The 25,281-nt window shown below is 62.8% G+C and carries 35 protein-coding genes; 21 read left to right on the forward strand and 14 right to left on the reverse strand.

The annotated features are described in order from the left end of the window. Window positions 1-22: 22 nt before the first annotated feature. Entirely contained in the window at window positions 23-226 is a 204-nt protein-coding gene (rpsU, locus tag G365_RS0114030; protein WP_019646161.1) for a 30S ribosomal protein S21, read from the reverse strand. Between the two features lie 254 nt (window positions 227-480). Here rpsU and def point away from each other — a divergent pair, with 254 nt between their 5' ends. Both def and G365_RS0114040 read left to right on the forward strand, forming a co-directional pair. After that, a complete protein-coding gene (def, locus tag G365_RS0114035; RefSeq protein WP_019646162.1) occupies window positions 481-999 on the forward strand; it encodes a peptide deformylase in 519 nt (172 codons plus the stop codon). 17 nt (window positions 1,000-1,016) lie between these two features. Further along, window positions 1,017-1,691, forward strand: a complete 675-nt coding sequence (locus G365_RS0114040; protein WP_019646163.1) for a COQ9 family protein — start codon at window positions 1,017-1,019, stop codon at window positions 1,689-1,691. A 123-nt stretch (window positions 1,692-1,814) separates the two neighbouring features. Here the strand turns inward: G365_RS0114040 and phnN are convergent, their stop codons facing one another. Continuing rightward, window positions 1,815-2,360, reverse strand: a complete 546-nt coding sequence (phnN, locus tag G365_RS0114045) for a phosphonate metabolism protein/1,5-bisphosphokinase (PRPP-forming) PhnN (RefSeq protein ID WP_019646164.1) — start codon at window positions 2,358-2,360, stop codon at window positions 1,815-1,817. Between the two features lie 244 nt (window positions 2,361-2,604). Here phnN and G365_RS0114050 point away from each other — a divergent pair, with 244 nt between their 5' ends. Both G365_RS0114050 and G365_RS21655 read left to right on the forward strand, forming a co-directional pair. After that, entirely contained in the window at window positions 2,605-2,904 is a 300-nt protein-coding gene (locus G365_RS0114050) for an SCP2 sterol-binding domain-containing protein (RefSeq protein ID WP_019646165.1), read from the forward strand. A 298-nt stretch (window positions 2,905-3,202) separates the two neighbouring features. Next, window positions 3,203-4,129 (forward strand): LysR substrate-binding domain-containing protein, encoded by a 927-nt coding sequence (locus tag G365_RS21655; protein WP_169545158.1) that lies wholly within the window; start codon window positions 3,203-3,205, stop codon window positions 4,127-4,129. Between the two features lie 91 nt (window positions 4,130-4,220). Here the strand turns inward: G365_RS21655 and dusA are convergent, their stop codons facing one another. The 9 genes from dusA to G365_RS0114100 form a co-directional block, all read right to left on the reverse strand. Continuing rightward, complete coding sequence (gene dusA, locus G365_RS0114060; protein WP_081628567.1) at window positions 4,221-5,312, reverse strand: tRNA dihydrouridine(20/20a) synthase DusA; 1,092 nt, start codon at window positions 5,310-5,312, stop codon at window positions 4,221-4,223. Window positions 5,313-5,582: 270 nt separating this feature from the next. Next, a complete protein-coding gene (locus G365_RS0114065) occupies window positions 5,583-5,972 on the reverse strand; it encodes a hypothetical protein (protein WP_019646168.1) in 390 nt (129 codons plus the stop codon). A 2-nt stretch (window positions 5,973-5,974) separates the two neighbouring features. Next, window positions 5,975-6,442, reverse strand: coding sequence for a hypothetical protein (locus G365_RS0114070; RefSeq protein ID WP_019646169.1), 468 nt, complete (start codon window positions 6,440-6,442; stop codon window positions 5,975-5,977). Further along, window positions 6,439-6,639, reverse strand: coding sequence for a hypothetical protein (locus G365_RS0114075; RefSeq protein ID WP_019646170.1), 201 nt, complete (start codon window positions 6,637-6,639; stop codon window positions 6,439-6,441). Before G365_RS0114075 ends, G365_RS0114070 begins: the two co-directional genes overlap by 4 nt. 6 nt (window positions 6,640-6,645) lie before the next feature. After that, window positions 6,646-7,017 carry a helix-turn-helix domain-containing protein gene (locus G365_RS24490; RefSeq protein ID WP_019646171.1) on the reverse strand — a complete coding sequence of 124 codons (372 nt, stop codon included), beginning with the start codon at window positions 7,015-7,017 and terminating at the stop codon, window positions 6,646-6,648. 74 nt (window positions 7,018-7,091) lie between these two features. Then, entirely contained in the window at window positions 7,092-7,901 is an 810-nt protein-coding gene (locus tag G365_RS0114085) for a hypothetical protein (RefSeq protein WP_019646172.1), read from the reverse strand. 97 nt (window positions 7,902-7,998) lie between these two features. Then, window positions 7,999-8,196: a hypothetical protein gene (locus G365_RS0114090; RefSeq protein ID WP_019646173.1), complete on the reverse strand. Its 198-nt coding sequence runs from the start codon at window positions 8,194-8,196 to the stop codon at window positions 7,999-8,001. Window positions 8,197-8,860: 664 nt separating this feature from the next. Further along, window positions 8,861-9,202, reverse strand: coding sequence for a hypothetical protein (locus tag G365_RS0114095; RefSeq protein ID WP_019646174.1), 342 nt, complete (start codon window positions 9,200-9,202; stop codon window positions 8,861-8,863). Window positions 9,203-9,668: 466 nt separating this feature from the next. Then, on the reverse strand, window positions 9,669-10,094 hold the full coding sequence (locus tag G365_RS0114100; RefSeq protein WP_019646175.1) for a helix-turn-helix domain-containing protein: 426 nt from the start codon (window positions 10,092-10,094) through the stop codon (window positions 9,669-9,671). Between the two features lie 728 nt (window positions 10,095-10,822). Here G365_RS0114100 and G365_RS0114105 point away from each other — a divergent pair. From G365_RS0114105 to G365_RS0114165, 12 genes are all read left to right on the forward strand, one after another. Next, window positions 10,823-11,002 carry a hypothetical protein gene (locus G365_RS0114105; protein WP_019646176.1) on the forward strand — a complete coding sequence of 60 codons (180 nt, stop codon included), beginning with the start codon at window positions 10,823-10,825 and terminating at the stop codon, window positions 11,000-11,002. A gap of 13 nt (window positions 11,003-11,015) precedes the next feature. Then, the gene (locus G365_RS0114110; RefSeq protein ID WP_019646177.1) at window positions 11,016-11,258 is read left to right on the forward strand and encodes a DUF2312 domain-containing protein; all 243 of its coding nucleotides are present in this window, start codon (window positions 11,016-11,018) and stop codon (window positions 11,256-11,258) included. A 4-nt stretch (window positions 11,259-11,262) separates the two neighbouring features. Beyond that, a complete protein-coding gene (locus G365_RS0114115) occupies window positions 11,263-11,688 on the forward strand; it encodes a RusA family crossover junction endodeoxyribonuclease (RefSeq protein WP_019646178.1) in 426 nt (141 codons plus the stop codon). Next, the gene (locus G365_RS0114120) at window positions 11,685-12,047 is read left to right on the forward strand and encodes a hypothetical protein (protein ID WP_155976288.1); all 363 of its coding nucleotides are present in this window, start codon (window positions 11,685-11,687) and stop codon (window positions 12,045-12,047) included. The genes G365_RS0114115 and G365_RS0114120 overlap by 4 nt, the downstream gene beginning before the upstream one ends. Then, the gene (locus tag G365_RS21665) at window positions 12,047-12,622 is read left to right on the forward strand and encodes a hypothetical protein (RefSeq protein ID WP_019646180.1); all 576 of its coding nucleotides are present in this window, start codon (window positions 12,047-12,049) and stop codon (window positions 12,620-12,622) included. Before G365_RS0114120 ends, G365_RS21665 begins: the two co-directional genes overlap by 1 nt. Before the next feature lie 425 nt (window positions 12,623-13,047). Beyond that, window positions 13,048-13,614, forward strand: coding sequence for a hypothetical protein (locus G365_RS23880; protein ID WP_155976289.1), 567 nt, complete (start codon window positions 13,048-13,050; stop codon window positions 13,612-13,614). Next, window positions 13,580-14,032, forward strand: coding sequence for a hypothetical protein (locus tag G365_RS0114135; protein WP_019646182.1), 453 nt, complete (start codon window positions 13,580-13,582; stop codon window positions 14,030-14,032). Before G365_RS23880 ends, G365_RS0114135 begins: the two co-directional genes overlap by 35 nt. Before the next feature lie 66 nt (window positions 14,033-14,098). Further along, window positions 14,099-15,373, forward strand: a complete 1,275-nt coding sequence (locus G365_RS23885) for a hypothetical protein (protein WP_155976290.1) — start codon at window positions 14,099-14,101, stop codon at window positions 15,371-15,373. Between the two features lie 135 nt (window positions 15,374-15,508). Then, on the forward strand, window positions 15,509-15,805 hold the full coding sequence (locus G365_RS0114145) for a hypothetical protein (RefSeq protein WP_019646184.1): 297 nt from the start codon (window positions 15,509-15,511) through the stop codon (window positions 15,803-15,805). Between the two features lie 645 nt (window positions 15,806-16,450). Next, on the forward strand, window positions 16,451-16,699 hold the full coding sequence (locus G365_RS0114155; RefSeq protein WP_019646186.1) for a hypothetical protein: 249 nt from the start codon (window positions 16,451-16,453) through the stop codon (window positions 16,697-16,699). Continuing rightward, window positions 16,699-17,283, forward strand: a complete 585-nt coding sequence (locus tag G365_RS0114160; protein WP_019646187.1) for a terminase small subunit — start codon at window positions 16,699-16,701, stop codon at window positions 17,281-17,283. Before G365_RS0114155 ends, G365_RS0114160 begins: the two co-directional genes overlap by 1 nt. Next, the gene (locus G365_RS0114165; RefSeq protein ID WP_019646188.1) at window positions 17,273-18,835 is read left to right on the forward strand and encodes a terminase; all 1,563 of its coding nucleotides are present in this window, start codon (window positions 17,273-17,275) and stop codon (window positions 18,833-18,835) included. The genes G365_RS0114160 and G365_RS0114165 overlap by 11 nt, the downstream gene beginning before the upstream one ends. A 117-nt stretch (window positions 18,836-18,952) precedes the next feature. Here G365_RS0114165 and G365_RS0114170 read toward each other — a convergent pair whose 3' ends face one another. The 3 genes from G365_RS0114170 to G365_RS0114180 form a co-directional block, all read right to left on the reverse strand. After that, window positions 18,953-19,495: a hypothetical protein gene (locus G365_RS0114170; RefSeq protein WP_019646189.1), complete on the reverse strand. Its 543-nt coding sequence runs from the start codon at window positions 19,493-19,495 to the stop codon at window positions 18,953-18,955. A gap of 132 nt (window positions 19,496-19,627) precedes the next feature. After that, window positions 19,628-20,563, reverse strand: coding sequence for a hypothetical protein (locus G365_RS21675; protein ID WP_019646190.1), 936 nt, complete (start codon window positions 20,561-20,563; stop codon window positions 19,628-19,630). A 13-nt stretch (window positions 20,564-20,576) separates the two neighbouring features. Beyond that, the gene (locus G365_RS0114180) at window positions 20,577-21,032 is read right to left on the reverse strand and encodes a Panacea domain-containing protein (RefSeq protein WP_019646191.1); all 456 of its coding nucleotides are present in this window, start codon (window positions 21,030-21,032) and stop codon (window positions 20,577-20,579) included. Window positions 21,033-21,277: 245 nt separating this feature from the next. On the opposite strand from G365_RS0114180, the gene G365_RS0114185 reads away from it, so the two are divergent. From G365_RS0114185 to G365_RS0114205, 5 genes are all read left to right on the forward strand, one after another. After that, on the forward strand, window positions 21,278-21,469 hold the full coding sequence (locus G365_RS0114185) for a hypothetical protein (protein ID WP_019646192.1): 192 nt from the start codon (window positions 21,278-21,280) through the stop codon (window positions 21,467-21,469). Between the two features lie 3 nt (window positions 21,470-21,472). Then, window positions 21,473-23,194, forward strand: a complete 1,722-nt coding sequence (locus G365_RS21680) for a portal protein (protein WP_019646193.1) — start codon at window positions 21,473-21,475, stop codon at window positions 23,192-23,194. Then, a complete protein-coding gene (locus tag G365_RS0114195) occupies window positions 23,187-23,453 on the forward strand; it encodes a hypothetical protein (protein ID WP_019646194.1) in 267 nt (88 codons plus the stop codon). The genes G365_RS21680 and G365_RS0114195 overlap by 8 nt, the downstream gene beginning before the upstream one ends. Further along, window positions 23,446-24,126, forward strand: coding sequence for a peptidase (locus tag G365_RS23090; protein ID WP_019646195.1), 681 nt, complete (start codon window positions 23,446-23,448; stop codon window positions 24,124-24,126). Before G365_RS0114195 ends, G365_RS23090 begins: the two co-directional genes overlap by 8 nt. Before the next feature lie 64 nt (window positions 24,127-24,190). Next, entirely contained in the window at window positions 24,191-25,129 is a 939-nt protein-coding gene (locus tag G365_RS0114205) for a major capsid protein (RefSeq protein ID WP_019646196.1), read from the forward strand. The last annotated feature ends 152 nt before the right edge of the window (window positions 25,130-25,281 follow it).

A 25,281-nucleotide genomic window follows, 5' to 3' on the forward strand; every position in this document is an offset into this window, starting at 1 on the left:
AACAGGGCGCGATCAGGAACCCTTAGAAGCCTTCACGCTCCAGACGCTTACGCTCCAGTTTACGGGAGCGGCGAACGGCTTCCGCCTCTTCACGCGCCTTCTTTTCGGACGGCTTCTCGAAGCTACGACGCAGCTTCATTTCACGGAAGATACCTTCACGCTGCATCTTCTTCTTCAGGGCCTTGAGGGCCTGATCGACGTTATTGTCACGAACGAGAACCTGCACTACAGTCACCCCCTCTCGGCAGGGTTGGGAGGGTACACGGTTGCCCGCGGACCCTGTGATCCGACCGCGAAGCCCACAGATCTTTGCAGACCGCAGACTCGCGAAGGGCGGTTCTATACCACGGTGCCCCGGGTCTGTGAACCGGAATATCGGTCAGCCATCGGTTTTTCCGCCTGTTCGGGCGGGCAACGGCTTTCCTGATCCGGGTATTGTACCCCTTTACGGCGGGTCAGTGCCACTCCATAGTCTTCACTATGGCTATTCTGAAAATTGCCCGCATGGGCCACCCGGTCCTGCGCTCTGCGGCGCAGCCGGTCGAAGACCCGACCAGCCCGGAGATCCGCCGTCTGGTCGCTGACATGCAGGATACCCTGCGCGATGCGGGCGGCGTCGGGCTGGCCGCGCCGCAGGTCTATGTGCCGCTGCGGATCGTCCTCTTCTTTGCCCCGCCGGACCGCAACAACGGGGTTGCCGTGCCGCTGACCACCCTGATCAATCCGGTGATTGAGGCGATCGGCGAGGAGACGGCGGAACAGGTGGAAGGCTGCCTGTCGCTGCCCGGTATGGCGGGCAGGGTGACGCGCCCGGCGGTGATCCGCTACCGGGGGGTGGATACTGACAACCGCCCGGTTGACGTACAGGCCCGGGGTTTTCATGCCCGGGTGGTGCAGCACGAGGTGGACCATCTCGACGGCATCCTGTATCCCATGCGCATGACCGACCTGACCACCTTCGGCTTTGTCGAAGAACTCAGGAAGGGTGCGGCGACCTGATGGAAAGGAGTGGGGCTATGACCGACCTGACCCTTGATGACATGCGTGATCAGCTGGTGCTGGCGGCGCTGGCGCACATTCCCTTTGATGGCTGGAGCCTGCGCGCCCTGCGCCATGCCGCGCAGGACTGCGACTTTGACGCTTCGGTCCCGGAGCGGCTGTTCCCCCATGGGGTGATTGACGCGGTGGAGCATTTCACCCGCCTTGCCGATGTGCGGATGGCCGATGATGCACAGGCCCTGCTGACCGATGGCGACAAGGTGCGCGACCGGCTGTTCAAGGTGATACAGGCCCGTCTGATGCGCTGGCAGGATCATAAGGAAGCGGTGCGCCGTGCCCTGTCGGTCTATGCCCTGCCGACCAACCTGACCCGGGCCGCCGCTGCCACGGCCCGCACGGCGGATGCCATCTGGCGGGCTGCCGGGGACCGGTCCAATGACTTCAACTGGTATACCAAGCGCGCGTCACTGACCGGCATTTATGCCGCCACCCTGCTGTACTGGCTGGATGACAGCAGCGAAGAGTCGGTGGAGACCTGGAATTATCTGCACCGCCGCCTTGATGGTATGGTGGCCGCGATCAAGACCCGTCAGTCGATTCAGAAAAAGGTGGAGAAAACCTTCAGCCACCTGCCGGGGCCGTTCGCGCTGCTGGCGCAGGCCCGCCGCCTGCGGCCACGCATGCCGACCTGAGGGGCGGGGAAGACAGGCGAAAAGGTGCGACGGGGTCCCCTGTCGCACCTTTTTTGTCTCTCCTCGAGCGGTCAGACAGGCCGGACCCCATCTTTGTCTGAAAATGGCCCGGCTGTTTGCGGGTCAGTCTGTCGCCAGCAGCACTGCCCGCAGGGCCGCCGCCCCCTGATCCAGCGGGCCGGAATTGTCGATACGGATCAGCCGGGGATGATCGACGCTGAAGGCGGCGGCCCGGGCCAGACGGCGCTCAATCTCGTCGGCGGTTTCGCGGCCCCGGTTTTCCAGCCGCCCCCGCAGAACCTCGGGCGTGACGGTGATCAGAACCGGTCTCAGGTCAGGGAACAGGGCCGCGGCCTGATCCAGATAGCCGCGTGAGCCGTTGACCACCACCGACAGCCCGTTCGCCAGCCAGCTCCGTACTTCGGTGCCGATGCCATAGTGCAGGCCGTTGCCGTCCCAGTGCAGGCAGAAAGCGCCATGGGCCTGCCGGGTGGCGAATTCCGCCGTGGTCAGGGCAATATGGTTTTCGCCCCCGGCATCCACCGGGCGGGTGATGTAACGGTGGGCGAAGACCAGCGGTGTCGCTGGCGGCAGCGCGGCGCGGCACCGGTCGATCAGACTGTCTTTGCCAGCCCCGGATGGGCCGATGATGTAAAACAGGGTCGGCATCGTGGCCCCTTGCTGTCTGATGGGCGGAAGCGGGCGCAGTGTGGGCCGGGCCGGGCCGGGCTGTCTATCGCAGGGTGTGCGTATTCCCTTTCCGATATTTTGTTTACCTATGCGTCACTCTGCGTTACAACGGTTTCAGACCCCGGCGGAAGCCCCGCAGTTTCTGGCCGGTTTTTAATAAAAATCAAAGCAGTACGGCATTTCTCCCCGCTGCGGCGGGCCGTGCCGGACGGGAGGCCAGATCATGTCCATTGCCGTTATTGAAGACCGGATCCGTGATGTTCTGCCCAACATCGGGGCGTTGCGGGCGGTGGTTAAGTTCGACCTTAAAGGCGAAGGTATACTCCGAATCGATGCCACCCAGACCCCGGCGGTGATCAGCCGCGAAGATGGCCCCGCCGATACCACCATCATCATCACCGCCGCCAATCTCGAAAAACTGATGGACGGTAAAATGGATGCGATGGTCGCGTTCGCGCTGGGCAAGATCAAGGTTGATGGCTCGAAAGGGCTGGCCGCAAAGCTGACCGGTCTGCTGACCTGAGAGAGAATGGTCTGACAATTTTTATGTCCGTTTTTGTAATTGTTCTTGTTCCCGGCCCGGCTCCATAAACGGTGGAGCCGGGCTTTTTTATGGCAATGCAGTAAATAAATGTGCGTATGCGGTGTTACCGCGGGCAGGAATGACTTTTTTCAGGGTTGGGCCCTGTGTTAGATTCTGTACCGCTTGGGAATGGGCTCTTACCGGCCAATATCACCGGCCAGATATATTTGGCAGGTGTGCGGTTCTGTTCAGTATGGGGATGAGAGATAGGTTTCCTATCTCTGGGACAGGAGGGACCATGAAACGTCGTTTACCGTCGTTGAATGCGTTGCGTGCTTTTGAAGCGGCTGCCCGGCACGGCAGCTTTGTTGAGGCGGCTGAGGAACTGGCGGTGACCCCGGCAGCGGTCAGCCACCAGATTAAGGGGCTGGAAGAGGCCCTGGGCGTGTCGATGTTCATCCGCCACCACCGGGCGGTGGAACTGACGGCGGCTGGCCGGCGCCTGCTGCCGGGCCTGAGTGATGCGTTTGACCGCATCGCCCGGGCGGTGGAAGGGGTGCGCCCGGCGCGGGAGGCCCCGGTGACCATCACCGTGCCTCCGGCGTTTGCCGCCAAATGGCTGGCCCCGCGTCTCGAAGGGTTCATGGCCCAGTACCCGGATGTACCGATCCGGGTGCAGGCTGAGGCGGCGGTGATCGATCTTGATATGGCGGAGATTGATCTGGGCGTCCGCACCATCACCGCGCCGGAGGCTGCACCTGAAAACAAGGCGGAGCGCCTGTTCGAGGACTGGGTGTTTCCGGTCTGCGGGCCGCTGCTGCGCATGGTGCTGAAAGCCCCGGCCAATTTAAGCATGCAGACGGTGATCGTTGACGAGCTCAGCGAAACGCAGGGCGGATATGTCAGCTGGCCGCACTGGCTGGAGGCTGCCGGGGCCGCAACCCTGAAACCGGCGAAAGAGCTGCGGTTCAGTCACAGCACACTGGCACTGGATGCTGCTGCACGCGGGCAGGGTGTGGCACTGGCGCGGGGCAGTCTGGTGCTGAATGAAATGCGGTCCGGGGCTTTGGTCCGTCCGTTTGACACGGCGATCCCGGCAGGCAAATCGTATCATCTGGTCCGCAGCCGCACCAACCCGCTGCGCCCGAAAGCCCAGCTGTTCTATGACTGGCTGATCAGCGAGGCCACCACCTTCCGGGATGAGAACCCGAAGCTGGTCCGCTGACCGGTCAGTTACCGAGGCCAGCAGACACCGGGGGTCCCGGTGTCTGCTGATATCATTGTTTATGGGGGGGCTTATGGGGGCTTATGGGGGCTTATGGGGCTGAGTCCGCCAGCTGCTGGTCTGCCGGGACGTCTTCAGGAATCCCCTGTTCTGGCACACCCTGCTCTGGCACCCCCTGTTCTGGCACATGCGCCAGCGCTGCCAGCAGCACGCCGAGATCGGCGCCTTTTTTCGGGGCATTCTCGCTTAAATGCCGCCGCCATGCCCGTGCCCCCGGCAAGCCCTGAAAGATCCCCAGAATATGGCGGGTCATGCTGTGCAGGGGCACACCTTTCAGCAACTGGGCTTCGACGTAGGGCACAAAGGCGCGCACGGCATCGTGGCGGCTGACCGGGGGATGGGGATCGCCGTAAATCAGCTGATCGGCCTGTGCCAGACTATAAGGGGTCTCATAAGCAGCCCGTCCGATCATGCAGCCCTGCAGGTCCGTCAGGTGCGGCAGGCACTCTTCCAGCGATTTCAGGCCGCCGTTCAGGACAATATCGAGGTGGGGATAGTCCTGCTTGACGCGGTGCACCACATCATGGCGCAGCGGCGGGATTTCGCGGTTTTCTTTCGGTGACAGGCCTTTCAGCCATGCCTTACGGGCGTGAATGATGAACACCCGGCATCCGGCGGCGGAAACCGTGTCGATGAACCGCCGCAGGTGATCGTAGCTGTCCAGATCATCAATGCCCAGCCGGTGTTTGACCGTCACCGGCAGGCCGCAGGCATCCTGCATCGCCTTGACGCCATCGGCGACCAGCTCCGGCTCGGCCATCAGGCAGGCCCCGAAGCGCCCGGACGAGACGCGGTCAGACGGGCAGCCGACATTCAGGTTGACCTCGGCATAGCCCCACTCTTCGGCAATGCGGGCGCACTCGGCCAACTGGGCAGGATCAGAGCCGCCAAGCTGCAGGGCCAGCGGGTTTTCCCGCGCGTCATAGTCAAGAAAGCGCGGACGCTGCCCGAACAGGATCGCCCCGGTCACCACCATCTCGGTATACAGCAGCGTGCGCCGGGTCAGCCCGCGGGCGAACATGCGGTAATGGCGGTCCGTCCAATCAAGCATCGGCGCGACAGAGAGGCGGCGGGGGAGGGAATGCGTTGATTTGTCAGGCTTAATCACTTGATCCTGCTTCATTGATACGGGCGCCATTCCCGACGGTTTTCCGCCATTCAGGTGACCGCCTGGTACCCGTATGGCACCGGTTTATCAGACGCTGGTACCACGGGGATTTGGTCGAATGGCACCTTATACTATTACGGAGCACGGTGGAAAATACCGCTGCATCGTCCGTGGACTATTTCGCGGTTGAGGTCTGTCTTCCCGGCCCGGCAGTGGGCAGCGCTGCGTCCGTGTCGGTCGGTATCTACCACGGCGCATCGCCTGTGCCCTTTGAGAAAGCCGTCATCATTGGGGTTCCTCCCACTTGATGGGGGCCACGGTACCGGGGAGTTGTTTTGCAACGGCAAGCGCGGCGTCTTTATCCTGAAAAACGCGGGGAATTGCCGACCGGTCACCGTGTGCGGTCATGCGGGGGGACACAACAATCCAGCCCTCAAGCCGCTTCGGTGCGTTTCTCAGCAACAAGCACCGATCATCATGGCGGGTGGCCTCCCCATTTGAATAGAAAGTGGAAATCTTTTCGTCCTTGTAACCTTTATAGGCAACGACAGCTTCTTTGCGGTTAATGATGCCAATAACTCTCGCTGGAATTATTTCGACAACTTCTTTCGATTCATTGCGACGCCAGACTTCCACCGGCTTATGGATATTAATGTAGATGTCTTTGTCAGACATGATCAGCAATCCCTGAAATAGCCGTGGGCCCGGCAGGTGGCGCGGAGGGTGACGGCGATGGTTTCGGCCTCGTCCGCCATGCCTTCGGTTATAACGTCGGGGTCATCGGCGTGTTGCAGCAGGGCATCCCGGATCCCCTCATAGGCCCGGTCGAAGGCTGACCCCTCGCGCAGCACCAGCGTTCCGGCGGCCAGCTCATCGCGCAGGGCGAAGGCGAAGGCCATGAAGCACAGCGGCAGCGGTTTGGCTTCCAGCGGCTGCGTCAGGGCGGTTTCCAGCCGTTTCAGGCGGCGCAGGCGCTGTGCGAGATTTCCGGCGGCCATCGCCTCTGCCTCGGCATCGGTCAGCGCCTGCAGGATCGCGATATCACTGTCCTTGCCCTCGTTGGCCGCCTTCATCCACCGCAGGAACAGGCGGGGAAAGAGTGCCAGTTCAATCCGGCGGCGGTCGGAGGTGTGGGCATGGGTCATCCCCGCACCTCCCGCATGGGGGGCCGGTCCTTGTGGGCACGGTGCAGTTTCCGGCCGTTCAGGGTGCGCCAGCGGAAGCAGTGCGGCCCGTGCTTTGCCTGTACCCGCGCTGTCGGGTTGCGGGCGTCGGGGTGGTCGGGCGACACCAGAACGGTGACGGTATAGCCCCGGTCGGTGATGTAATTCAGCAGCTGCATATCGGCTCAGCCCCCCGCCATGGTGTTGACCAGCGCGCGGACACTGGCCTGCTGTGCCGGGGGCAGCCGCAGCAGCGACTGTAGATGCAAGAGGTTATCCGTATCCATCAGCGGGTCATCCGCCACAGGCCCGATGCCCGCCGGTGCGCCTGTGTCTGACTGCATCAGCCACGCCGGGGTCACCCCAAGGGCAGCGGCAATCGGGACCATCCGGCTGGCGGATACGCGGTTGAGACCGCGTTCGTACTTCTGCACCTGCTGGAAGGAAACGCCGATTTTGGCGGCAAGCTGCTGCTGGGTCAGGCCCAGCAGGATGCGGCGCAGGCGGATGCGCTTGCCGACTTCGAGGTCAATCGGGGTGGGGGATTTCTGGGTCATAATCAGGGCTTTCAGGGCAGGGCCGCCAGGACCGGCAGCGGCATCAGATGAGAGTCTGGAGTCAGCAGGGCGGATCAGCGGACGGCCGCCTTGAAATCCTGCTCGATGACCGCGCCGGTCAGGCTGCGGCCCCCGGCCCGGATGAAGGCACGGACGGCTTTTTCCAGCCCATCCATCGGCAGGTACGGGCGCAGGGCTTCCAGATCCAGCGTGGCGCGGTCGAGATCGCGGAAGGTCCAGTCCGCCCGCAGGCTGGTGGTGCTGCCATAGTCGCCCCGTGTGCGGCTGAGGTCGGCAGCGCTGGCGGCGGTGGCTTTGGCGGCCAGTGCCTCGGCCTCGGCCTTGGCGCGGGCTTCTTCTTCCGCCGACAGGGCGGCGGACAGGTCGGCATCCGTGCGCATGGCGGCAGCGGCGGTGCGGGCCTCTTCCTCCGCCTTTGCCCGTTCGGCGGCGGCGCGGGCGGCCTCTTCCTGACGGCGGCGGGCTTCGGCATCGGCCTTCTGCTTCAGGTAGGCGGACAGGCGGCGTTCCATCTGGGTCTTGGCCCCGGCCAGCGGATCGGTGATGCCTTTAAACCAGCCGTCAACAGTCTTGCCGCCTTCCAGATAGGGGGCCTTTTCGCTTACCCGGGCGGTGTCCGCCGTCTTACCGCAGGCCTGAATCTGTTTAACGAAATCGGCGATCCGTCCGGCGGTTTCGTCATCCTCAATCACCGCCGGGGTGCGGTCGGCAGCAGCCAGCAGGGCATCGCGGCGGCTGGTCAGGTCGGCATACTGCACCACCAGACGGTCGCGGATCGGGTTGGCATCCGGCGGGGCGGCGTTGTGGCCAATCACGGCAGCCGGGAACAGGGCATCGGCGGGGGTAAGGGGCTGTTCAGGCATCCGGGTGTGTGTCCTTTGGGTCAGACAGGCGGCGGCATCGTGTGCAGGTCGATGCGGCGGCGGGGGGAGAAGAAGGGAAGGGGGGCTTGGGAATCGGTCAGGCCCGGGGCAGGGAAACAACGGTTTCCGGCAGGGGCAGGCAGGCCAGCAGGGGGACAAGGCGCTTGCCGGTGTGGCCCTGTACCAGCACCTGCCCCCGGTATTCGGCGCAGTGGGGCACCATGGTGACGGTGACAACTTCGCCGCCGTTCAGCACCCGGTCGCCCGGGCGGGGGTCAAAACTGGTCGTCGTCATCGGCGGGGCATCCTGTCAGGTAAGCCGGGGGCGTTCGCGGGCCGGGGTGGCTGCGGGGTTGCGTCGTTGATGTCGGAAGGTATCGGGGGGCTGGTCGGCCGAAGCTCGGGGGGATCAGCCGCACCGGGGTTTTATGCCGGCGGACCGGCCAGCCGCCGGATACCTCTGCCGCAGAACCGCTGCGGCGCCGGGGGGAGATCGGTGAGGGTATGGGATGGGCCATCCCGGCATTGCTGCCACCCCCTTCCGGGCGGGGGAGGGGTGCCCTGTGTTTTGGGGTGCGGGCGGTAAATTACGGAGGCTTCTCCGCTGGAAGTCGGGCGTTGCCCTTCACTTCACCGCTGTTCCGCCGCACCGGAGAGCGCATCCCCTGCGTCCCGGCCCTGCCCATGCCATGCGGGATCATGGGCAGTTGGGATGCGCTCACCGCTGCTGCGGGGCCCGGCCTTTCACCGGGGCGGGGGTGTCGTGTGCCACCCCTCAGACCGTCACGCCGTCACCGCGCCGTTTCCCTTGATTTCCCCGCAATCATTACGCCACCGGGGTTTGACTGATTCCGCCCCGTTGATGCATCCGGGAACAGGGCGGGCAGCATCAGGGGCACTGTTCAGGCACACCGCAGGCACGGGAGCCCAGGAAGGGGTGGCAACCCGAAACAGGGCCGCTATGCGGCGGCGAAGTGGTGATAGGCGATCTGGTGGCGGATGTGCCGGGCCTCGGTATCCGGGGCTTCTCCGGCTTCCATCAGGGCTGACCATGCGCGGTCCTGAAACCCGTTGTCGGCCTGCAGGGTGGCGGTCAGGGCGTCGCGCATCGGGCCGGTGACTTCCGACCAGCGGGTCTTGCCGGTGCTGTCGGTGAAGTCAACGGCCAGACCGTTGATGCTGACCTCTCCGGTCAGGATGCCGACGTCGGTGGCGGCGGACACATCGACCCGCAGGTCAATCTGCTGGATCAATACCCCGTCATCGGTAACCGGGCTGGCGGTGCAGTCGAGGTAAGCCATATCGCGTCCCCTCAGGTGGTTGAATGCGGCGGTGCCGTTCATCTGAGGGGATGGTGGCGCGATATAAAACGATCGTCAACTGAAAATCGCGATATATTGCGAATTTTATGATCGGGGGATCGTGCATCCGACCTTTGGGTAATAATCCATTAATGATTCTGCCCGTAACATCCCCACCGTCACCCGCCTAGGTAGGTTCCGAGCGGAGGGACAACACGGGTTCCCGCCCGTATCGCCCAAAGGTGCGTCAACACCCCCGGCCAATCAGATTGATAAGGTCTAACTGTCCGCCGCTCGTGCCCGCGCGGGGCTAAAGCGGAGGCTAGCATATGGGTGATTGCCTTGGGGGATGTAATTAAGGCGTTGAAAAAACCGCTGATAAACGAGCGCCCACATATAAATGTGGTAAAATTCGATAATGGCTTGTCCGAGCGGGATTTAATATATTGTGCAATGCGCCGCGCTCTTACCCAGTCATTGACTGGGCGCCGATGCGACCAAGGTGCAAAAGCATGCCCCTTTCGAGGTCGGCTCGCGATTTGCCCTCAACCAGCCCTGCATAGGCCAGCTGCACGAGACTTGCCTCTGCAGCTGGAGGGAGGTCTACCCCCACGTCTGCCAGAGCGGATCGGGTTAGGGTCAGCGCAGTCGTCAACCGCTCCGGGTCCAGTCCGGGGAAATCTGGGCGGAGAAAATCCGCAGCCCGTAATCCCAGCGCTGCGGCAAGTCTTGCAAGAAATCCCAGGCTGATATTAGGGGCGGAGCCGTTAAGAAAACCACGCACCCCGCTTTCGCTGACGCCCGCTTTTTTGGCCCAGCTATTCGGGTTGAGCCCCGCTGCGCTCATGGCGCGGAGCATGTTTTCACGGCAGATGTCTAGCTCGTCCATCATGCGAGTGTAGGTCCGTTTGGCGCGGGTCGATACTACGACATATCGCGGCTGAACGCTTGACAATTCGCGATATATCGCGATACCGTAAGGCATGTTTATAAACCAATCCATCGAGCGCGTCCGCGCCTACCGCCGAGCCATGAACTGGAGTGTTCAGCGGCTGGCAAATGCTGCCGGGCTGAACGAAAGCACAATCCGGCACATCGACAGCCCGTGTTGGAGCCCAACAGCCAACACCCTGCGGCGACTGGAATCCGTCATTCCGGAAGGGGCCGACTGGCCCGCCGGGGTCAACCGGCCCCTCCCGTCCTCTCCCGCTGCTTCCGCCTGCGGCTGCTCCCCCGAGCCAGTCAAAGGTGCGACAGGCGCGGAGGAAGTACCATGTGGAAATGCCCCAAAGAAGTTCGGAAAACCATGAACGCAACCGTAGAGATAACGCCTGAGATAGTCTCGGCGTCGGTGGCGCGGGGCCTGCGGGCCGCTGTGCCGGAGCGAGGCGCGTGCAAGCTGATTGCCCGCCGCATCGCGGCCACTCCCCGGACCGTGGAGGCATGGCTGGCGGGGGAGTCAGCACCCAATGCGGCCAGCCTACTGCGAATGATGGCCGAATACGAAACTGTCTGCGACGAGGTCCTGCGCCTGATCGGGGCGGACCGGCAGCGGCGGCGGACTGCGCCCGGACCAGCGGGCGGCGCTGGCCGATATCCTCCGAACCCTGGAGTCCTGACATGGGCAGTTTTTACGTTGAGAACCACCGCTGGCGGGGGGTCTCCGTAGCCCGCCGGTTGGGCGCAATCGTGATTATCGCCGGTTACGTCACCCTCGCCGTCAGCAGCCAGAGCCTGCTGGACCGGCTGGCGACAATAACAGACCAGCTGCGCCACCTTTTCAACATCTCCACCCCCTGAACCGAGGTGACAAATGGAAAGCATGGATACTTCAGCCGCCGAACAACTGCGTTCCTATATCGAGCGGATTGAGCGCCTTGAGGAAGAAAAAGCCAATATCGCCTCTGACATCAAGGATGTGTATTCCGAGGCGAAATCAATGGGCTATGACCCGGCAATCATCCGGAAAGTCGTCAGCCTGCGCCGGAAGGAACCGCATGAGCTGGAAGAGGAAGAGCAGCTGCTGACCCTGTACCGCATGGCGGTCGGGGCCTGACCGGATGGCGCGGGTTGAGTTTTTTGCACCGGGCCTGCCGGTCGGAAAGGGCCGCCCCCGCGCCACAGTTCGAAGCGGGGTGATGCGCCTGTATACCCCGGCACGGACCCGCACCCAAGAGGCCGCCATCGCTCTGGCGGCCCGGCTGGCAATGGTAGGTCGGTCCGTTATCCTCGGGCCTGTCAGAACGGACATGGTTTTTGTCCTGCCGGTGCCTGCCAGCTGGCCGAAACGGCGGCAGGCACTGGCCCGGAATGGGGCGGAGCTGCCGGCCAAAAAACCCGATCTGGACAACCTCGAAAAGTTGGTGCTGGACGCCCTGAACGGGATCGTCTGGCGGGATGATGCGCAGGTTGTCGAGGGAACAAAACGGAAAATTTACGGGGACGCTCCGGGCGTGACCGTGACTGTTGAGGAGGTGGCTCCATGATGAGAATGCCCGCAGTTACCCGCGTTAAAGGCGGTGGCATCAACTGGACGCCTGATTTGCTCGATTGGTTGCAGGCCAGCATCGCCGCCGGGGTGCCTGTCAAGGCGCTGGCGATGGATATCGGATGCTCAACCCAGAGCATCTACACCTGCTGCACCAAGTATAACATCAACAAGCCGGTGCGGATTGAGGAGCAACCGGACGCAAAAGCCGATTTTGCCACCCTGATGGCCGGACGCCGGTTTGAGGATATGCCGGTGCGCAGGACGAAAAGCCCGGGCTGGATGCCAGTCGGGCCGATCACCCGGATTATTCCGCGCCGCACAGTGGGCCGGGCGCTGGATCTGGGGGGGCTGTGATGACCCGCCCCGCTGATGACCACTATCCGACCCCACCGGAGGCCACCCGCGCCCTGTTGAGCGTGGAGCAGTTCGGCGCGGGCATCTGGGAGCCCTGTGCAGGATCCGGCGAAATGGCCGCCGTGCTGCGGCAGGCGGGCTACACGGTGGCTGCCACCACCCTGCACGATGGGCGGGCGGATCGGGATTTCCCGAAACACCGGGTGATCGGCGGAACCGATTTCTTGGCGGAAACCCGGCTGCGCCATCATGCGATTGTCACCAATCCGCCGTACCGGATTGCTGAGGAGATCATCCGCCACGCCCTGAGCCTGAGACCTCAGCGGGTAGCGATGCTGCTGAACCTCAAATTCCTGGGGAGCAAGGCCCGCCGGGCTGGCCTGTTCGCGGAAACCCCTCCCGCCCGGGTGTGGGTGTTTGCTGACCGGATCAGCATGTATCCCGCCGGGTGGGATGGCCCCCGCGCCACCACCACCGAAACCATGGCGTGGTTTGTCTGGGATGCCCCGTTCCGGCGGGTGCCCCCGGCCATCGGCTGGATTGAGGCCGGGGAACACCGGGGGGCGGCGGAATGACAGCCGCCGCCAAAAACCCATGGATGAAGTTTTACCCTGCCGACTGGCGGGCGGATCCGCAGCTGCGCATGTGCAGTCTGGCCGCCCGGGGTTTGTGGGTTGAAATGCTTTGCCTGATGCATGAGGCTGAGCCCTATGGCCACCTGACCGTCAACGGACGGCCCGTGACAGACGCGCAACTCGCAGTCCTGTGTGGGCTCCCCCCAGTAGAGCTTGGCGCATTGCTAACCGAGCTTGAAGAGGCAGGAGTGTTCAGCAGGGCGCGTAACCGCGTGATCTACTCCCGGCGCATGACCCGTGACGAGAAGAAGAGAAAGGACGGCGAAAAGTCCGCGAAAAGCGGAACTTTGCCATCCTCTCGGCGTGGTCGTAAGAGTATTGAAAATAAACAGGAAAATTCGCCACCCTCCGGGGTGGATAGGGGGGTGGCTTCAAAACCACCCCCCCACCCAGAAGCCAGAAGCCAGAGGCCAGATAAACAAAAGGGCTGTGCTGAGAGCGCGGGCGCGACGGATTCCGCCACCGGGGTCATTGCCGCGTTTGACGAGGCCCGGGCCGCCGCATGGGGACCGGCGCAGCGCCGACCGTGGCCCGCCGCCACCGACCTGACCGCCGCCGTCAGCGCCATGGCGCGGGGGCAGGGGCTGGGGCTGACCCCGGACCAGACCGTCGGCCTGTGTGCCGGGCTGTTCCGGCAGCGGATGGCCGCCATGCAGGCCAAGGGGCAGGCCCCGCCGCAGAGCCTGCGGTTTTTTGAACAGGCCATTGCCGACACGCTGGCCGCTGCTGCTGCCCCGCCCCCGGTCGCCCCGCTCCCAGTCACCCCTCTCACTGGGGCCAATCCGCCCGAAGCCGGAGTTTCCCGCGATGACACCCGACCTGACACCCGGGCTGATGCCCGCCGGACCCGCCGCGCTGCCGCCGCTGCCGATGCCGACCGCGACATCCTCGCCGCCCTTGGCCTCGCGCCTGACCGGGTGGACGCCGGTTGAACCGCTGCCGCCCGGCATAACGGCGGACGGGCTGCGGCAGGAGCTGGCGCGGCTGGAAAGCGCGGCCCATCCCGCCAGCCCGGAGGACTGGGCGGTGCTGATTGGCCTGCTGCGGCGGCTGGCAACGGCCTTCCGGATTGAGGTGGACGATTGGGCGCTGCTGACCCGGCTGTACGCCGAAGGGCTGCGGGATCTGCCTGCCGACCTGCTGCGGCTGGCGGTCCAGCGGGTAATCGGGCATTGGGCCAACGGCTACCGGATGCCACTGCCCGGAGAAATCCGGGCCGAGGTGGCAACAGAACTGGCGGAACGGGTGGGGGCCATGGCCCGACTGCGGACGGCGGCAATGGTGGCGGGGCGGATGCGTCAACGCGAAAAGTCAGGGTGTGTGACTGGGCGGAGTGCGCCCTCCGGTTGACGGGGCGCAGCCGTCTGCGGCAGGATCGGCGGCAGTTGTGGACTGACGATCTGAGGGTGTGCGGGGATGGCTGATATTGATGATATTTTTGATGGACTTGAGGTGTTGCATAAGAAGATAGAAAAAGCAATAAAAAATATAGATCATAATAATAGTGTTAATTTTAAATTCAAAAAAAATATGAATAGATTGAGTGATTTATTTTCATATATTTATAAAATTATTAAAATTGTAGGTGTAGAAAAATTAAATTTTTCAATTGATTTTATTGATTATGAAAAAACAATTGAAATAAATAAAAAAATTAATGATCTCATGGGGTTGTCTGACGTAGAAATAATAAATTATATGAATAGTGAATCATTTTTTTTGATTGAGAACTCTTATTGCGATGTGTATCAATTGGTTTGTAGTCATTATTTTATGTTGATAATTGATGTTCAAGTTGAAAAAATAAATAAAATATCTAAAAATATTGATGAGATTAAACCTAATGTTGTTTCTATGGGTGATAAGATGGCAGGGATTTCCTCCATTATCGCTCGCGTTGAGAAGTCGGAGGAAACTTTATATTTAATTAATAGTAAGCTTGAGGAGCTAACTGTTCTTGAGTTGAAAACCGGGAATTTGGAAGTAAGCGCCTCTCAGCTTGTAGAGACCCTGAAAGAGCATGAAGAGACGGCAAGGGGCATCCTCGATAAGGCGGATAAGGCCTTTACCGCCGCAATCCAGCAGGGATTGGCGAAGGCCTTTTCCGATCAGGCAAGGGCGCAAATCTGGAGCATGCGGATATGGATTGTGGCCCTGCTTGCAGCCTTGGGTGCCGGGGGATGGGCGGGGTTTTCTCATTTTCCCGAGGTTAAAGACATACTGCTGACGTCAACGGCGAGTGAAGGGCGGTTGGCCATGCTGTTGCTGATGTACGCTCTGCCCTTGACCGGGGTGATCTGGTTCGCCTGGTTGGCGACCAAACAGATCGGGCAGCGCTTCCGGCTGGCGCAGGACTATACCTTCAAGGCAGCGGCGGCCAGCGCCTACGAAGGGTTCCGCAGGCAGGCGAGTGAGATTGATAAGGCCCACGGTGGCAATGACCTTGAACGTGGTCTGATGCTGTCCGCGCTGTCGCGGTTTGACGAACAGCCCCTGCGCCTGATTGAGAATGCGACCCATGGCAGCCCATGGCATGACCTGCTGGGCAAAATGATGGAGACCACCGGCAAGGCGGCTGACACGGTATCGGACGCAACCGGCAAAACAGCCGGTGCGCTGGGAAAGGCTGTTGATGCCGTGAAGGAGATAAAGGCCAAAGTGGGGGATGCCGGGGCGGGGGATAAACCGTAAGGCGGCGATTGCGGCGGGCCGCGCACCAGCGATCCAGCGGCCCGGAAAACGGGTAATGGTTAGGGATGGTTAGATTGGGATGAAGGCCCCGGAATCATCTCCGGGGCGCCTGCCTTCACTCATAGAGGTTTCGGGATGAAAAACTATACAGCCCCTCTCTGCGCCGCCTTGCTGGCCGGAACCGCCGCGCACGCTGCTGAGCCACCGGTGACGGTAGCGCAGTGGTGCGCCTACGAAGCGGCAACGAACCAGATCACCTACGCCGCCAATAAAAAACACGAACTGACCCCGGAAAGCGGCGGCGGATGGGATGTTCGCCGCAGAAAGTGGACAGACCCGCAGTTCAAGAAACTCCAGAAAAAGCACTTTGGGGGCGAAGAGCAATTCCTGCTGGCGTGGACAGCACACACGAACACGAAGTGCCCGCGCTAACGCGCCACGCCGCGCATTTTCTCTGGGGTGCGCAGGTGGGCGGCGGTTCTCTGTAGCGGTAACTGCGGGGGCGTCAGGGGGTTCCCGGACGCCCCCGCAGCCGATCCTGTTACAGCATCGGGGGAATGCCGAAATACTGGATCAATTCCAAGACGTTATCAGAGAACTGATATACGTCGTTCAGGAACCCCAGCACTTCGAACAGTAGGCGCAGTCTGGCCATGTGCTATCCTTCCATGCAATCACGTCACTCCCGCCGACAACCGATCCTTCGTCGGGCGTTAATGAGTGAAACTCATAAAATTGCTTGCACCTCCGGCGCAGTCGTGTATATAAGTCATTCAACAAAACGTTGACTCTATATACACGTCACGAGATGCAAGCGGTGAAAGCACACAGGATGCGTTAGCGTACTGTGTGGCTCTAGACGGCCATCCGGAGTCTTTGCTTTTAAGCACTTACATAAGTGGTTCCATGCAGATGAAATATAACCCGGGCGCTTTTCAGCGAGCCGGGTTTTATGCTGTGACGATATCGGAATTTTTCAACGTCAGCAATCGGAAACAGCACTCTTGATTCCCTCCCGCATCCGCCTGTAGACTCCTCCCCGGGATCAGCCGCGCCGCCTGACAGAAGGGCGATGCGATGCACAGCGCACACCGCGCACACGATGAACACACACCGGCCCGGATGGTGATTGCCGCCGCTGGCGGGTATCGGCGTTTGGCTGAATATCTGAATCTTGATGCCCGTTGGGTGGCGCGGTGGGACAGCCCAGCCGACCAGCGCGGAACGGGCGGGCGCATCCCGGCGTCGCAGATCGGCCCGATCTGGCGGCTGATCCGGCGGGAAGGCTGGCCGATCACTCTTGAACAGTTGCTGGGGGTGGACTGATGGCCCCCCGTGCGATGTCCGCCAAGGCCCGGCGGTTTGTTGACGAATATATGATTGACCTCAACGCCACGCAGGCTGCGATCCGCGCCGGATACAGCGCGAGGTCAGCCAAAACGCAGGGCAGTCACCTGATGACCCGGCCAGAGGTGCAGGCGGCTGTGGCTGCGGCGCAGGCCGGGCGCTCCCGCCGCACTGAAATCACCGCCGACCGGGTGGTGGAAGAACTGGCGCGGGTGGCCTTTTTCGATCTGCGGCGGGTGTTCCGGCCCGATGGGGCGCTGATCCCGGTGGCTGATCTGCCGGAAGATGTGGCGGCGGCGCTGGCGGCGGTCGATCTGGCGACGGTGGGCAAGGGCGAAGGCGCGGTTGAGCACATCGCCAAAATCAAAACCGCCGACAAGCTGCGGGCGCTGGAAAATCTGGCCCGGCATCTGGGGATGTTCCGTGAACGGGTGGAGGTCTCCGGCCCCGGCGGTGGCCCGGTGGAGGTTTCCGCCCTGACCCCGGCGGAGCGGGCGGCGCGGGTACAGGCCCTGATTGACATCGCCGCAGCACGGGGGGAGGAGGCCGAGAATGCCGGTTGATCCCGCCCTGCTGACCCGCCTGACCCCCGACGAACTGGCGGAGCTGGATGCCCTGCTGGCTGGTGTCGCCCCGCCGCTGTGGCAGCCGCTGCCGGGGCCGCAGACCGTGGCCTACACCAGCGCGGCGGACGTGATCGGCTACGGCGGGGCTGCGGGGGGTGGCAAGACCGATCTGGCCTGCGGGCTGGCCCTGACCCGCCACACGGTGTCGGCCATCTTCCGGCGGGAGGCCACCCAGTTAAACGGCGTGATCGAACGCCTGAGCGAGCTTCTGGGCGGGCGCGACGGCTTTAACGGGCGCAGCATCTGGCGGCTGGACGGCCACGGGCGGGCCGGGTGCCGGATCGAGTTTGGCTCGACCCCGCACGCCGGGGACGAGACCCGCCATCAGGGCCGCCCGAAAGACCTGCTGGTGTTTGACGAGGCCACCAACTTTCTGGAAACACAGGCGCGGTTTCTGATGGGCTGGAACCGCACCACGGTACCGGGGCAGAAGTGTACCACCCTGCTGACCTTCAACCCGCCGACCACGGCGGAAGGGCAGTGGGTGATCCAGTATTTCGCCCCGTGGCTGGACCGTGCCCACCCCAACCCGGCAGCGGCGGGGGAACTGCGCTGGTTCGGCAGCGTCGCCGGAAAAGACGTGGCGGTGCCCGATGCCCGGCCCTTTGTGCTGGACGGCGACACCCCGGTTTATGAGTTTGACCCGAAAGACTTTTCCGCCACCGCCATCATCACCCCGCGCAGCCGCACCTTTGTGCCGTCGCGCATCACCGATAACCCGTATCTGATGCAGAGCGGCTATATGTCCACACTGCAATCGCTGCCGGAGCCGCTGCGGTCGCAGATGCTGAACGGCGACTTTTCGGCGGGGATGGAAGATGACCCGTGGCAGATTATTCCCACCGCCTGGGTGCAGGCGGCGCAGGACCGCTGGCAGCCCCGCGACGCCAAAGGGCCGATGGATGGCATGGGGGTTGACGTGGCGCGGGGGGGCCGGGACGAAAGCATCATCGCCCGCCGTCATGGGGTGTGGTTTGACCAGCTTGTCTGTCTGCCGGGCCCGGCCAGCCCCGACGGCCCGACGCTGGCCGGGCAGGTGATTACCCTGCGGCGGGACCGCGCCCCGGTGCATATCGATATCGTCGGCTGGGGCAGCAGCCCCTATGATTTCCTGCGTGGGAACGGGGTGCAGACACTGGGCATCAACGGGGCGGCCAAATCCAACGGCATCACCCGTGACGGGCGGCTGCGGTTCGTCAACCTGCGGGCGGAACTGTGGTGGCGGCTCCGCGAGGCGCTGGACCCCACCGCGCCGCAGCCGCTTGCCCTGCCGCCCGATCCGCAGCTGCGGGCTGACCTGTGCGCCCCGAAGTGGCACCTGACACCATCGGGGATTCAGGTGGAGAAGAAGGAAGACCTGAAGGGCCGCATTGGCCGCTCCCCCGACCGGGGCGACGCCGTGGTGCTGGCCCTGATCGCCACCGCCAAGGAGGCCATCGACGGCCCGGTGCAGATGGCGGTCAGTGAGTTTGACCCCTATGCGGGGTGAGGGGGGGGCGCAGGGTCAGGGGGCGCGCTGCCCCGGTTTTGCGGTTGAAAACGCTCTTTTTAGAAGATCAGAGCGTTTTCAACCGCAAAACCGCTGTTCTCTTTTGCGGAAAACGCTCTAGCACCACTCAGGGCTATAGAGGGTCCGCTTCACCTGATAGTCTGTCTCCCAGGGGGCCGGTTTGGTGAACGTGACCGAGGTGTAGCCGAACTTGCCCTTCTCTTTGTAGGCGATCTGGTGGAACAGCCCTTTTGTTTCTTCCCTGATCGGTGTCGTGCCCAGTGCCTGAAGCTCGTCACGGGCGTGTTTGACCTCGGCCTCGTACTGATCCTCGGGGATCTTGTATTGGGTCTCGAGGCGGAAGATCCGTCGCCCGCAGAAGTCCACCTTGACCTGGCTCTGGTGGGGTGTTTTGGTGCCGAACTTCATCCTGTTGATGCTCTCGCGCCAGAACTGCCCGGTCTCGGTTCTGATGGCCAGTTCCTTGAGGGTCCAGCCGGAGGCGTCATCCTCAGTCCATCCGTTGGCGACGACGGCCTGCTGCACCTGCAACGGCGACATCTCGAGAGAGAGACCGGCGACCTGAAAAGGGGTTTTGCCGGAGGCAGGATTGCACACGGTTATAACAGTGGCCAGTGCCAACACCACAAAGCGTTTCATCCTTACCCCCCCCCGGTTGAATTGATTGCCCATTGATTTCATAGGGGTTGCGGAATGTCAATTGGGGGCAGGGGGGGCACCGCGACGGGCGGTAGACGGCCCGGTGCAGATGGCGGTCAGTGAATTTGACCCTTACGCGATGTAGTCGAAACTCACTGGAGGAAGGATCGCGTCCGGGAAAGTGTCACGACGAATGTAATATGGCCTCCCGCCAACACCCAGTGCTTCGTTGAAGGCACGGGCGAGAAAGGTGATTTTCTGAAAGTGATGCGGGGTGTCGCTGCTTTTATCCAGTTCGGCGCTGATGACTTTACTGATTTTTGCGATGTCCTCAGTCGGGACCGGTTGATCTTTGGAGAAGCCTGGGGATCTGATATCTCCGAACAGATCCACATATGCCGGGCCATCATTTGCGCGGCGGACATAGGTGTTGAAGAACTGTTTCAGTAGGGTGCCCTCATGCTCTGCCTTGTAGCATTCGATCAGTTGCCGCGTTTTGGTATCAAGGATGACCCGCGCCCCGCCAGCATGGGTGCTTTCCAGCTGGAAGGCCTTGTTGAAGGCCGGGCCGAACAGCCGTGAGTCGTCATGGTACAGCTTGCCGATGCTGATGCCGCCCCGGCTGATGAAACCGTTCAGCAAAAGCTCCCGCGACTTCTGCCACACGATGAAGATCAGCAGGCCGATTTCTTCCGGGGTGGTTCCGGTTAAGATGGCGATACAGTCGGAAAAGCTGTGGGTGATGTCTTTCAGCGTCCCCGGTTTAAGATCAAGACGTTTGGCAAAGTTCTCAGCGAGGGAAAGGCTCGGGGTTTCGAAGCTGAGGGCATAATAGATCTTGGTCACAAGATCCGGATCTCTCTCGGATGCCTTGATGTGTTCCTTGAAACCGAGAATATCGATGAAGGCGACCGTGCGGTCATCGTATTTGAAGGTTTTACGGCTGTCTTCTCCCGTTTCAAGCTCCGCCAGCTTGATTTCCGGAGACGGTGTAGCCGCTTCATGAACATCCCTGAGTGGTATTTTCAGGGCGTGAAACGGCTTGTCTTCAGGCGGGGAAGAGGTCATGCGTCAGGTCCGGTCAGGCGGCGCGCTTTGTCTGGAAATAGGCGGCGATGTCCCGGTCCGGGATTTTGGCGGGGGCGTCCGGGTCATGATAGATCCTGCGCCACGGGCTTTTCGGGTCGTGGGACAGGCCGACCAGCTCATACGGAGTATAGCCCCCGTAGACATCAAGGATCTTCTCGATCAGCTGTCCGAGGTCGTCTGGCAGCTCCGGGGTTTTTGACAGCGGATGGTCCAGCGGGATCGGCCCGGTGCCGTATCCCTTGAAGGCGCGGTACAGGCCCGGCATCACCGGGCCGAAGCGCCATGCCTCGAACGGTTCGCCGTCGATCAGCGGCTGCCCCTCCGACAGGGCCAGATACCAGCCGTGGGCAAAGTAGGCCAGCTTCTGCAGTTCCAGATTGCTTACGGGTTTCCCGCGGGCATGGGACCGCCGGATGATTTCGTTCGCTACGTCTAAAGCCTTTGCCATCGCTGTATCCTCCCGGAGCCGGAACTCCACGGTGGGGTCCTCATATGTCCTACATAGGGTGTCCATAACCTTGGTTATAGTTTGCCTATAGGCAAAACTATAGGAAAGCGGATTTCCGTCCAGCGGAAATGCACAGATCAGGGTGGTGAACTTCACCACCCGACAGGGGCGCAAGCGCCGCCTACACTGCGGGCATCAACCGATTATTGGAGGATGCCCGCATGTGCATGGGGGGAGCACCCAAGATGCCCGCCGTTGAGCCGCCGCCGCCGCCGCCGGAACCGGCCAAGGCCGCTGATCAGGCGGTACAGCAGGCCCGCACCGACGAACGCCGCCGCGCCCGGCAGGCCGCCGGGCAGAACGGCACCATCCTGACCGGATCCGGGGGCGATCTGACCACCGCCAACACCGGGCAGAAATCCCTGCTGGGGGGCTGACCGATGATCCCCGGCGGGCTGTCTCCCTCCCTCTCCCATGATGAGCTGCGCAGGCGGGTCACCCGCCGCCATGCGGAGCTGAAGCGCCTGCGCGATAACCGGGGCGTCGGCCCGCTGATCGAGGATCTGACCCTGCATTTCCGCCCGCTGGATGCCAGCGAGGAGCGGGAGCGGACCCGCAGTGACAGCGGGAAGAAAAAGCCCCGGATCATCGACAACTGCGGGCGGCTGGCGGTGCGCGATCTGGGGGCCGGGCTGATGTCGGGCATGACCAACCCCGCCCGTCCGTGGGTTGGCCTGAAGGTGCGGGATCAGGCCCTGATGGAAACCGGCGCGGTGAAAACGTGGCTGGCCGCCTGTGTCAAACAGATCCTGTCGATCTTTGAAAGTTCCAACATTTACCGTCTGCTGCCGGATATCTACGAAGATCTGGGCGTGGTCGGCACGTCGTGCCTGCTGCTGCGTGAGGATTACCGCGCCGTGGTGTGGGGCGAGCTGGTGCCGTGGGGCGATTACTGCATCGCCCGCGACAACCGGGGACAGGTCGATACCCTGTACCGTGATCTTAAAATGACGGTCGGGCAGGTGGTGCAGGAATTTGGGGTCGATGCTGTTTCGCAGGTGGTGCGCAATCACCATCAGGCCGGGCGGCTGGATACCGAGATTGACGTGGTCCACGCCATCGAGCCCAACCCAGATTTCAAGCCAGACCGTAAGGACGGGCCAAGCAAACGCTATCTGTCGGTCTATTTCGAGCAGGCAGCAGAGACCGCCCATGTGCTGGAAACCGGCGGCTATGACCGCTTTCCGGCCATCGTCGTGCGCTGGCGCAATGTGGAGCGGTCGGCCTATGGCCGTCCGGCAGCGCTGGATGCGCTGGATGACAGCCGCCAGCTGCAGGTGATGCATGTCAGCCTGGGGCAGGCGGTGGCGAAGATGATCAACCCGCCGCTGGTGGCAGCCGGTCAGAGCAAGTTCGGCGCGGTGTCCACCCAGCCGGGGGCGGTCAACTACACCGATGCGCTGGGCGGGGCCGCCGGGCCGCAGATCGCGCCGCTGCTGACGGTGCGCCCCGATATCTCGCCGATGGTGGCGCAGATGCAGGATGTGCGGGAGCGGATCGGCGATGCGCTGTTCCGCACATTGTGGCGGGCGGTATCGCAGCTTGAGACCGTGCGCACCGCCACCGAGATCGAGGCCCGCAAGCAGGAACAGATGCTGTTGCTGGGGCCGGTGCTGGACAGTCTGAACAAAGAACTGCTGACCCCGCTGATTGAATGGGTGTGGGCCGCCGCCACCGAAGCGGAAATCCTGCCGCCGCCGCCGGAGGACATCGCCGGGCAGGCGCTGGAGGTGGAATTCAGGAGCATGCTGGCGTCGGCCCAGCGGTCGGTGGCGGTGGGCAGCATCGAACGGCTGGCCGGGTTTGTCGGCCAGATGGCGCAGGCCTTCCCCGAAGCGCTGATGAAGATTGATCCCCAGCAGGCGGTGGATGAGTTCGCCGACGCCATCGGGGCCCCGGTGCGGATGGTGCGGTCAGACGAAGACGTGGCGGCGATGCAGAAGGCGCAGGCCCAGCAGCAGCAGCAGATGCAGATGATGCAGATGATGCAGCAGGGGGCGCAGACCGCGCAGACCCTGAGCCAGTCCGACATGGGTGGCGACAACGCCCTGAGCCGGATCAGCGCCGCCCTGAGCGGGGCAGGAGGCAACGGCAATGGATGACTACGAAGACCGCAACCGCCAGCAGGCGGAAGCGTTTGAGGCCGCGCTGCTGTGGGTGCTGGAAGATCCGCGCGGGCGGATGGTGCTGGCGGCACTGCTGGCCGACACCGCCCCGCTGGCAGAAAGCCCGCTGACCGGCACGGCGGCAGACTATTACCGGCTGGGAGTCCGGGACGTCGGTGCCCGCTGGCACCAGCGGATCGAGGCCCTTAAGCCGGGGATGGCAACCCTGATCAGCAAGGAACAGACCCATGTTTAAGCGTTTTGTGATGATCCTGCGCGGCCCGGACGACGGCGGGGCCGGGGCCTCTTCTTCCGGCAGCGGCGGGGCGTCTGCCCACACTGCCGGGGCCACTGGTGGGGGGGGTGATGATGGGGGGGCCGGGGCTGGCCTTGCCGCCGCCTTTGTTCCCGACACTGGCCGGGATGAGCCGTCACCAGACGGGGCCGGGGCCGGGATTCCCAGTGGCTATCAGCCCTTCAGCCTGCCTGACGGTATGCCGATGGATCAGGCGGCGATGGATCTGTTCACCCCGGTGGCCCGAGACCTCAACCTGACGCAGGATCAGGCCCAGAAGCTGATTTCGCTGCATGCCGAGCGGATGGCGCTGGTGCAGGATCAGGCCGGGCAGGCATGGCAGCAGCAGCGGCAGGACTGGCAGATGCAGGCACGGGTCGATCCCGAGTTCGGCGGGGCCCGCTTTGAGGAAAATCTGGCTCTGGCCCGCCGGGCGATTGACCGGTTCGGCACCCCTGACCTGACCGCAGCCCTGAACACGACCGGGGCCGGAGACCACCCGGCCATGCTGAAGTTTTTCGCGCAGGTCGCCCGCGCCACCGGAGACCACAGGCTGGTCTCGGCGGGGGCCAGCGGAGGCAACGCCACCATGAGCACCGCAGACTATTACGCCCGTGAGGTCTTCGGGCAGTAGCAGCCTGCTTTTTCTTCCCTTTCCCCTTGTTCTTCCCGTTTCATCATCCCAGGAGTCCTGACGTATGGCCCTTGATACCCTGCGCACCATCGCCATTGAAAAATCGCGTAAGCAGCCGAAGCAGATCGACAACCTCACCGAAGAGGCACCGATCCTTGATACCATCCCCTTTGCCGCCTCCACCCATGATATGTGGCATGTCGCTGACGAGCTGGCCGATGTCTCCGCCATGGGGTTTGTCGCCATGGATGCGCCGCTGCCCGCCGTGGACAGCACCGCCCGGCTGATCCGCTTCGATCTCGCCAAAATGGGCGGCCAGATTGAGGTCGGCGAGGATAAGGCCCGCCAGTATGGCGGCAAGGAAAAGTACTTCGCCGACAAGACCGCCCCGATCCTGAAAATGGCCGGGATGAACACCGAACGCACCATCGTGTATGACAACCTGCGCCAGTATGCCATTGACCGTAAAAAGGCGGGCAAGGGCAGCCGCGTTTATGACGCCGGGGGCACCGGGGCTGCCAACTATTCCATCATTGCCGTGCGCTTTGAGGAAGGGGTCTGCTCTGGCCTGTACAACCCGCGTGGTTTTGGCAACGGCGTGCTGTTTGACGTGCAGGCGATCAACGGCGGCAACCTCTACAAAGACAGCAACGGCGTGCTGGTTTACGGCGTCCGCCTGAAGTGCGACCTCGGCATGATGCTGACCGGCGACCGCAACATTGCCGCCATCACCAACATCGATCTGTCGGCGAACAAGGTTCCGACGGAAGCGATGGTCGATGACCTGCTGGCCGATGTGCGGGCCACCGGCTCCGGCCGCACCCTGCTGCTGATGCACCCGCGTGTGCAGAACTGGCTGGGCCGGGCCTTTAAGGGCAACCGCCTGGAAATGCGCCCGGCTGACACCAACGTCATCCGGCAGGTCAAGGCCTGGGAAGGCGTGCCGCTGCTGACCAGCTACACCTTTGCCGACGGCACCGAAGCTCGCGTTGTGCTGAGCTAAGGCCTGTCCCTCAGGCGGCGGGCGGGGGCATCCGCCCGGCTACGCCGAGCTGTTTGTTGGGTCCCTCAGGCGCCGGGCGCGGGCGTCCGCCCGCTTGGCTTACGTGCCCACGCGGGCACGGGGCCTCAATGGCCCAGTTGGTACGGCAAGGC

It is taken from the genome of Novispirillum itersonii subsp. itersonii ATCC 12639 (assembly GCF_000381985.1).
Classification (GTDB): Bacteria; Pseudomonadota; Alphaproteobacteria; order Rhodospirillales; family Rhodospirillaceae; genus Novispirillum; species Novispirillum itersonii.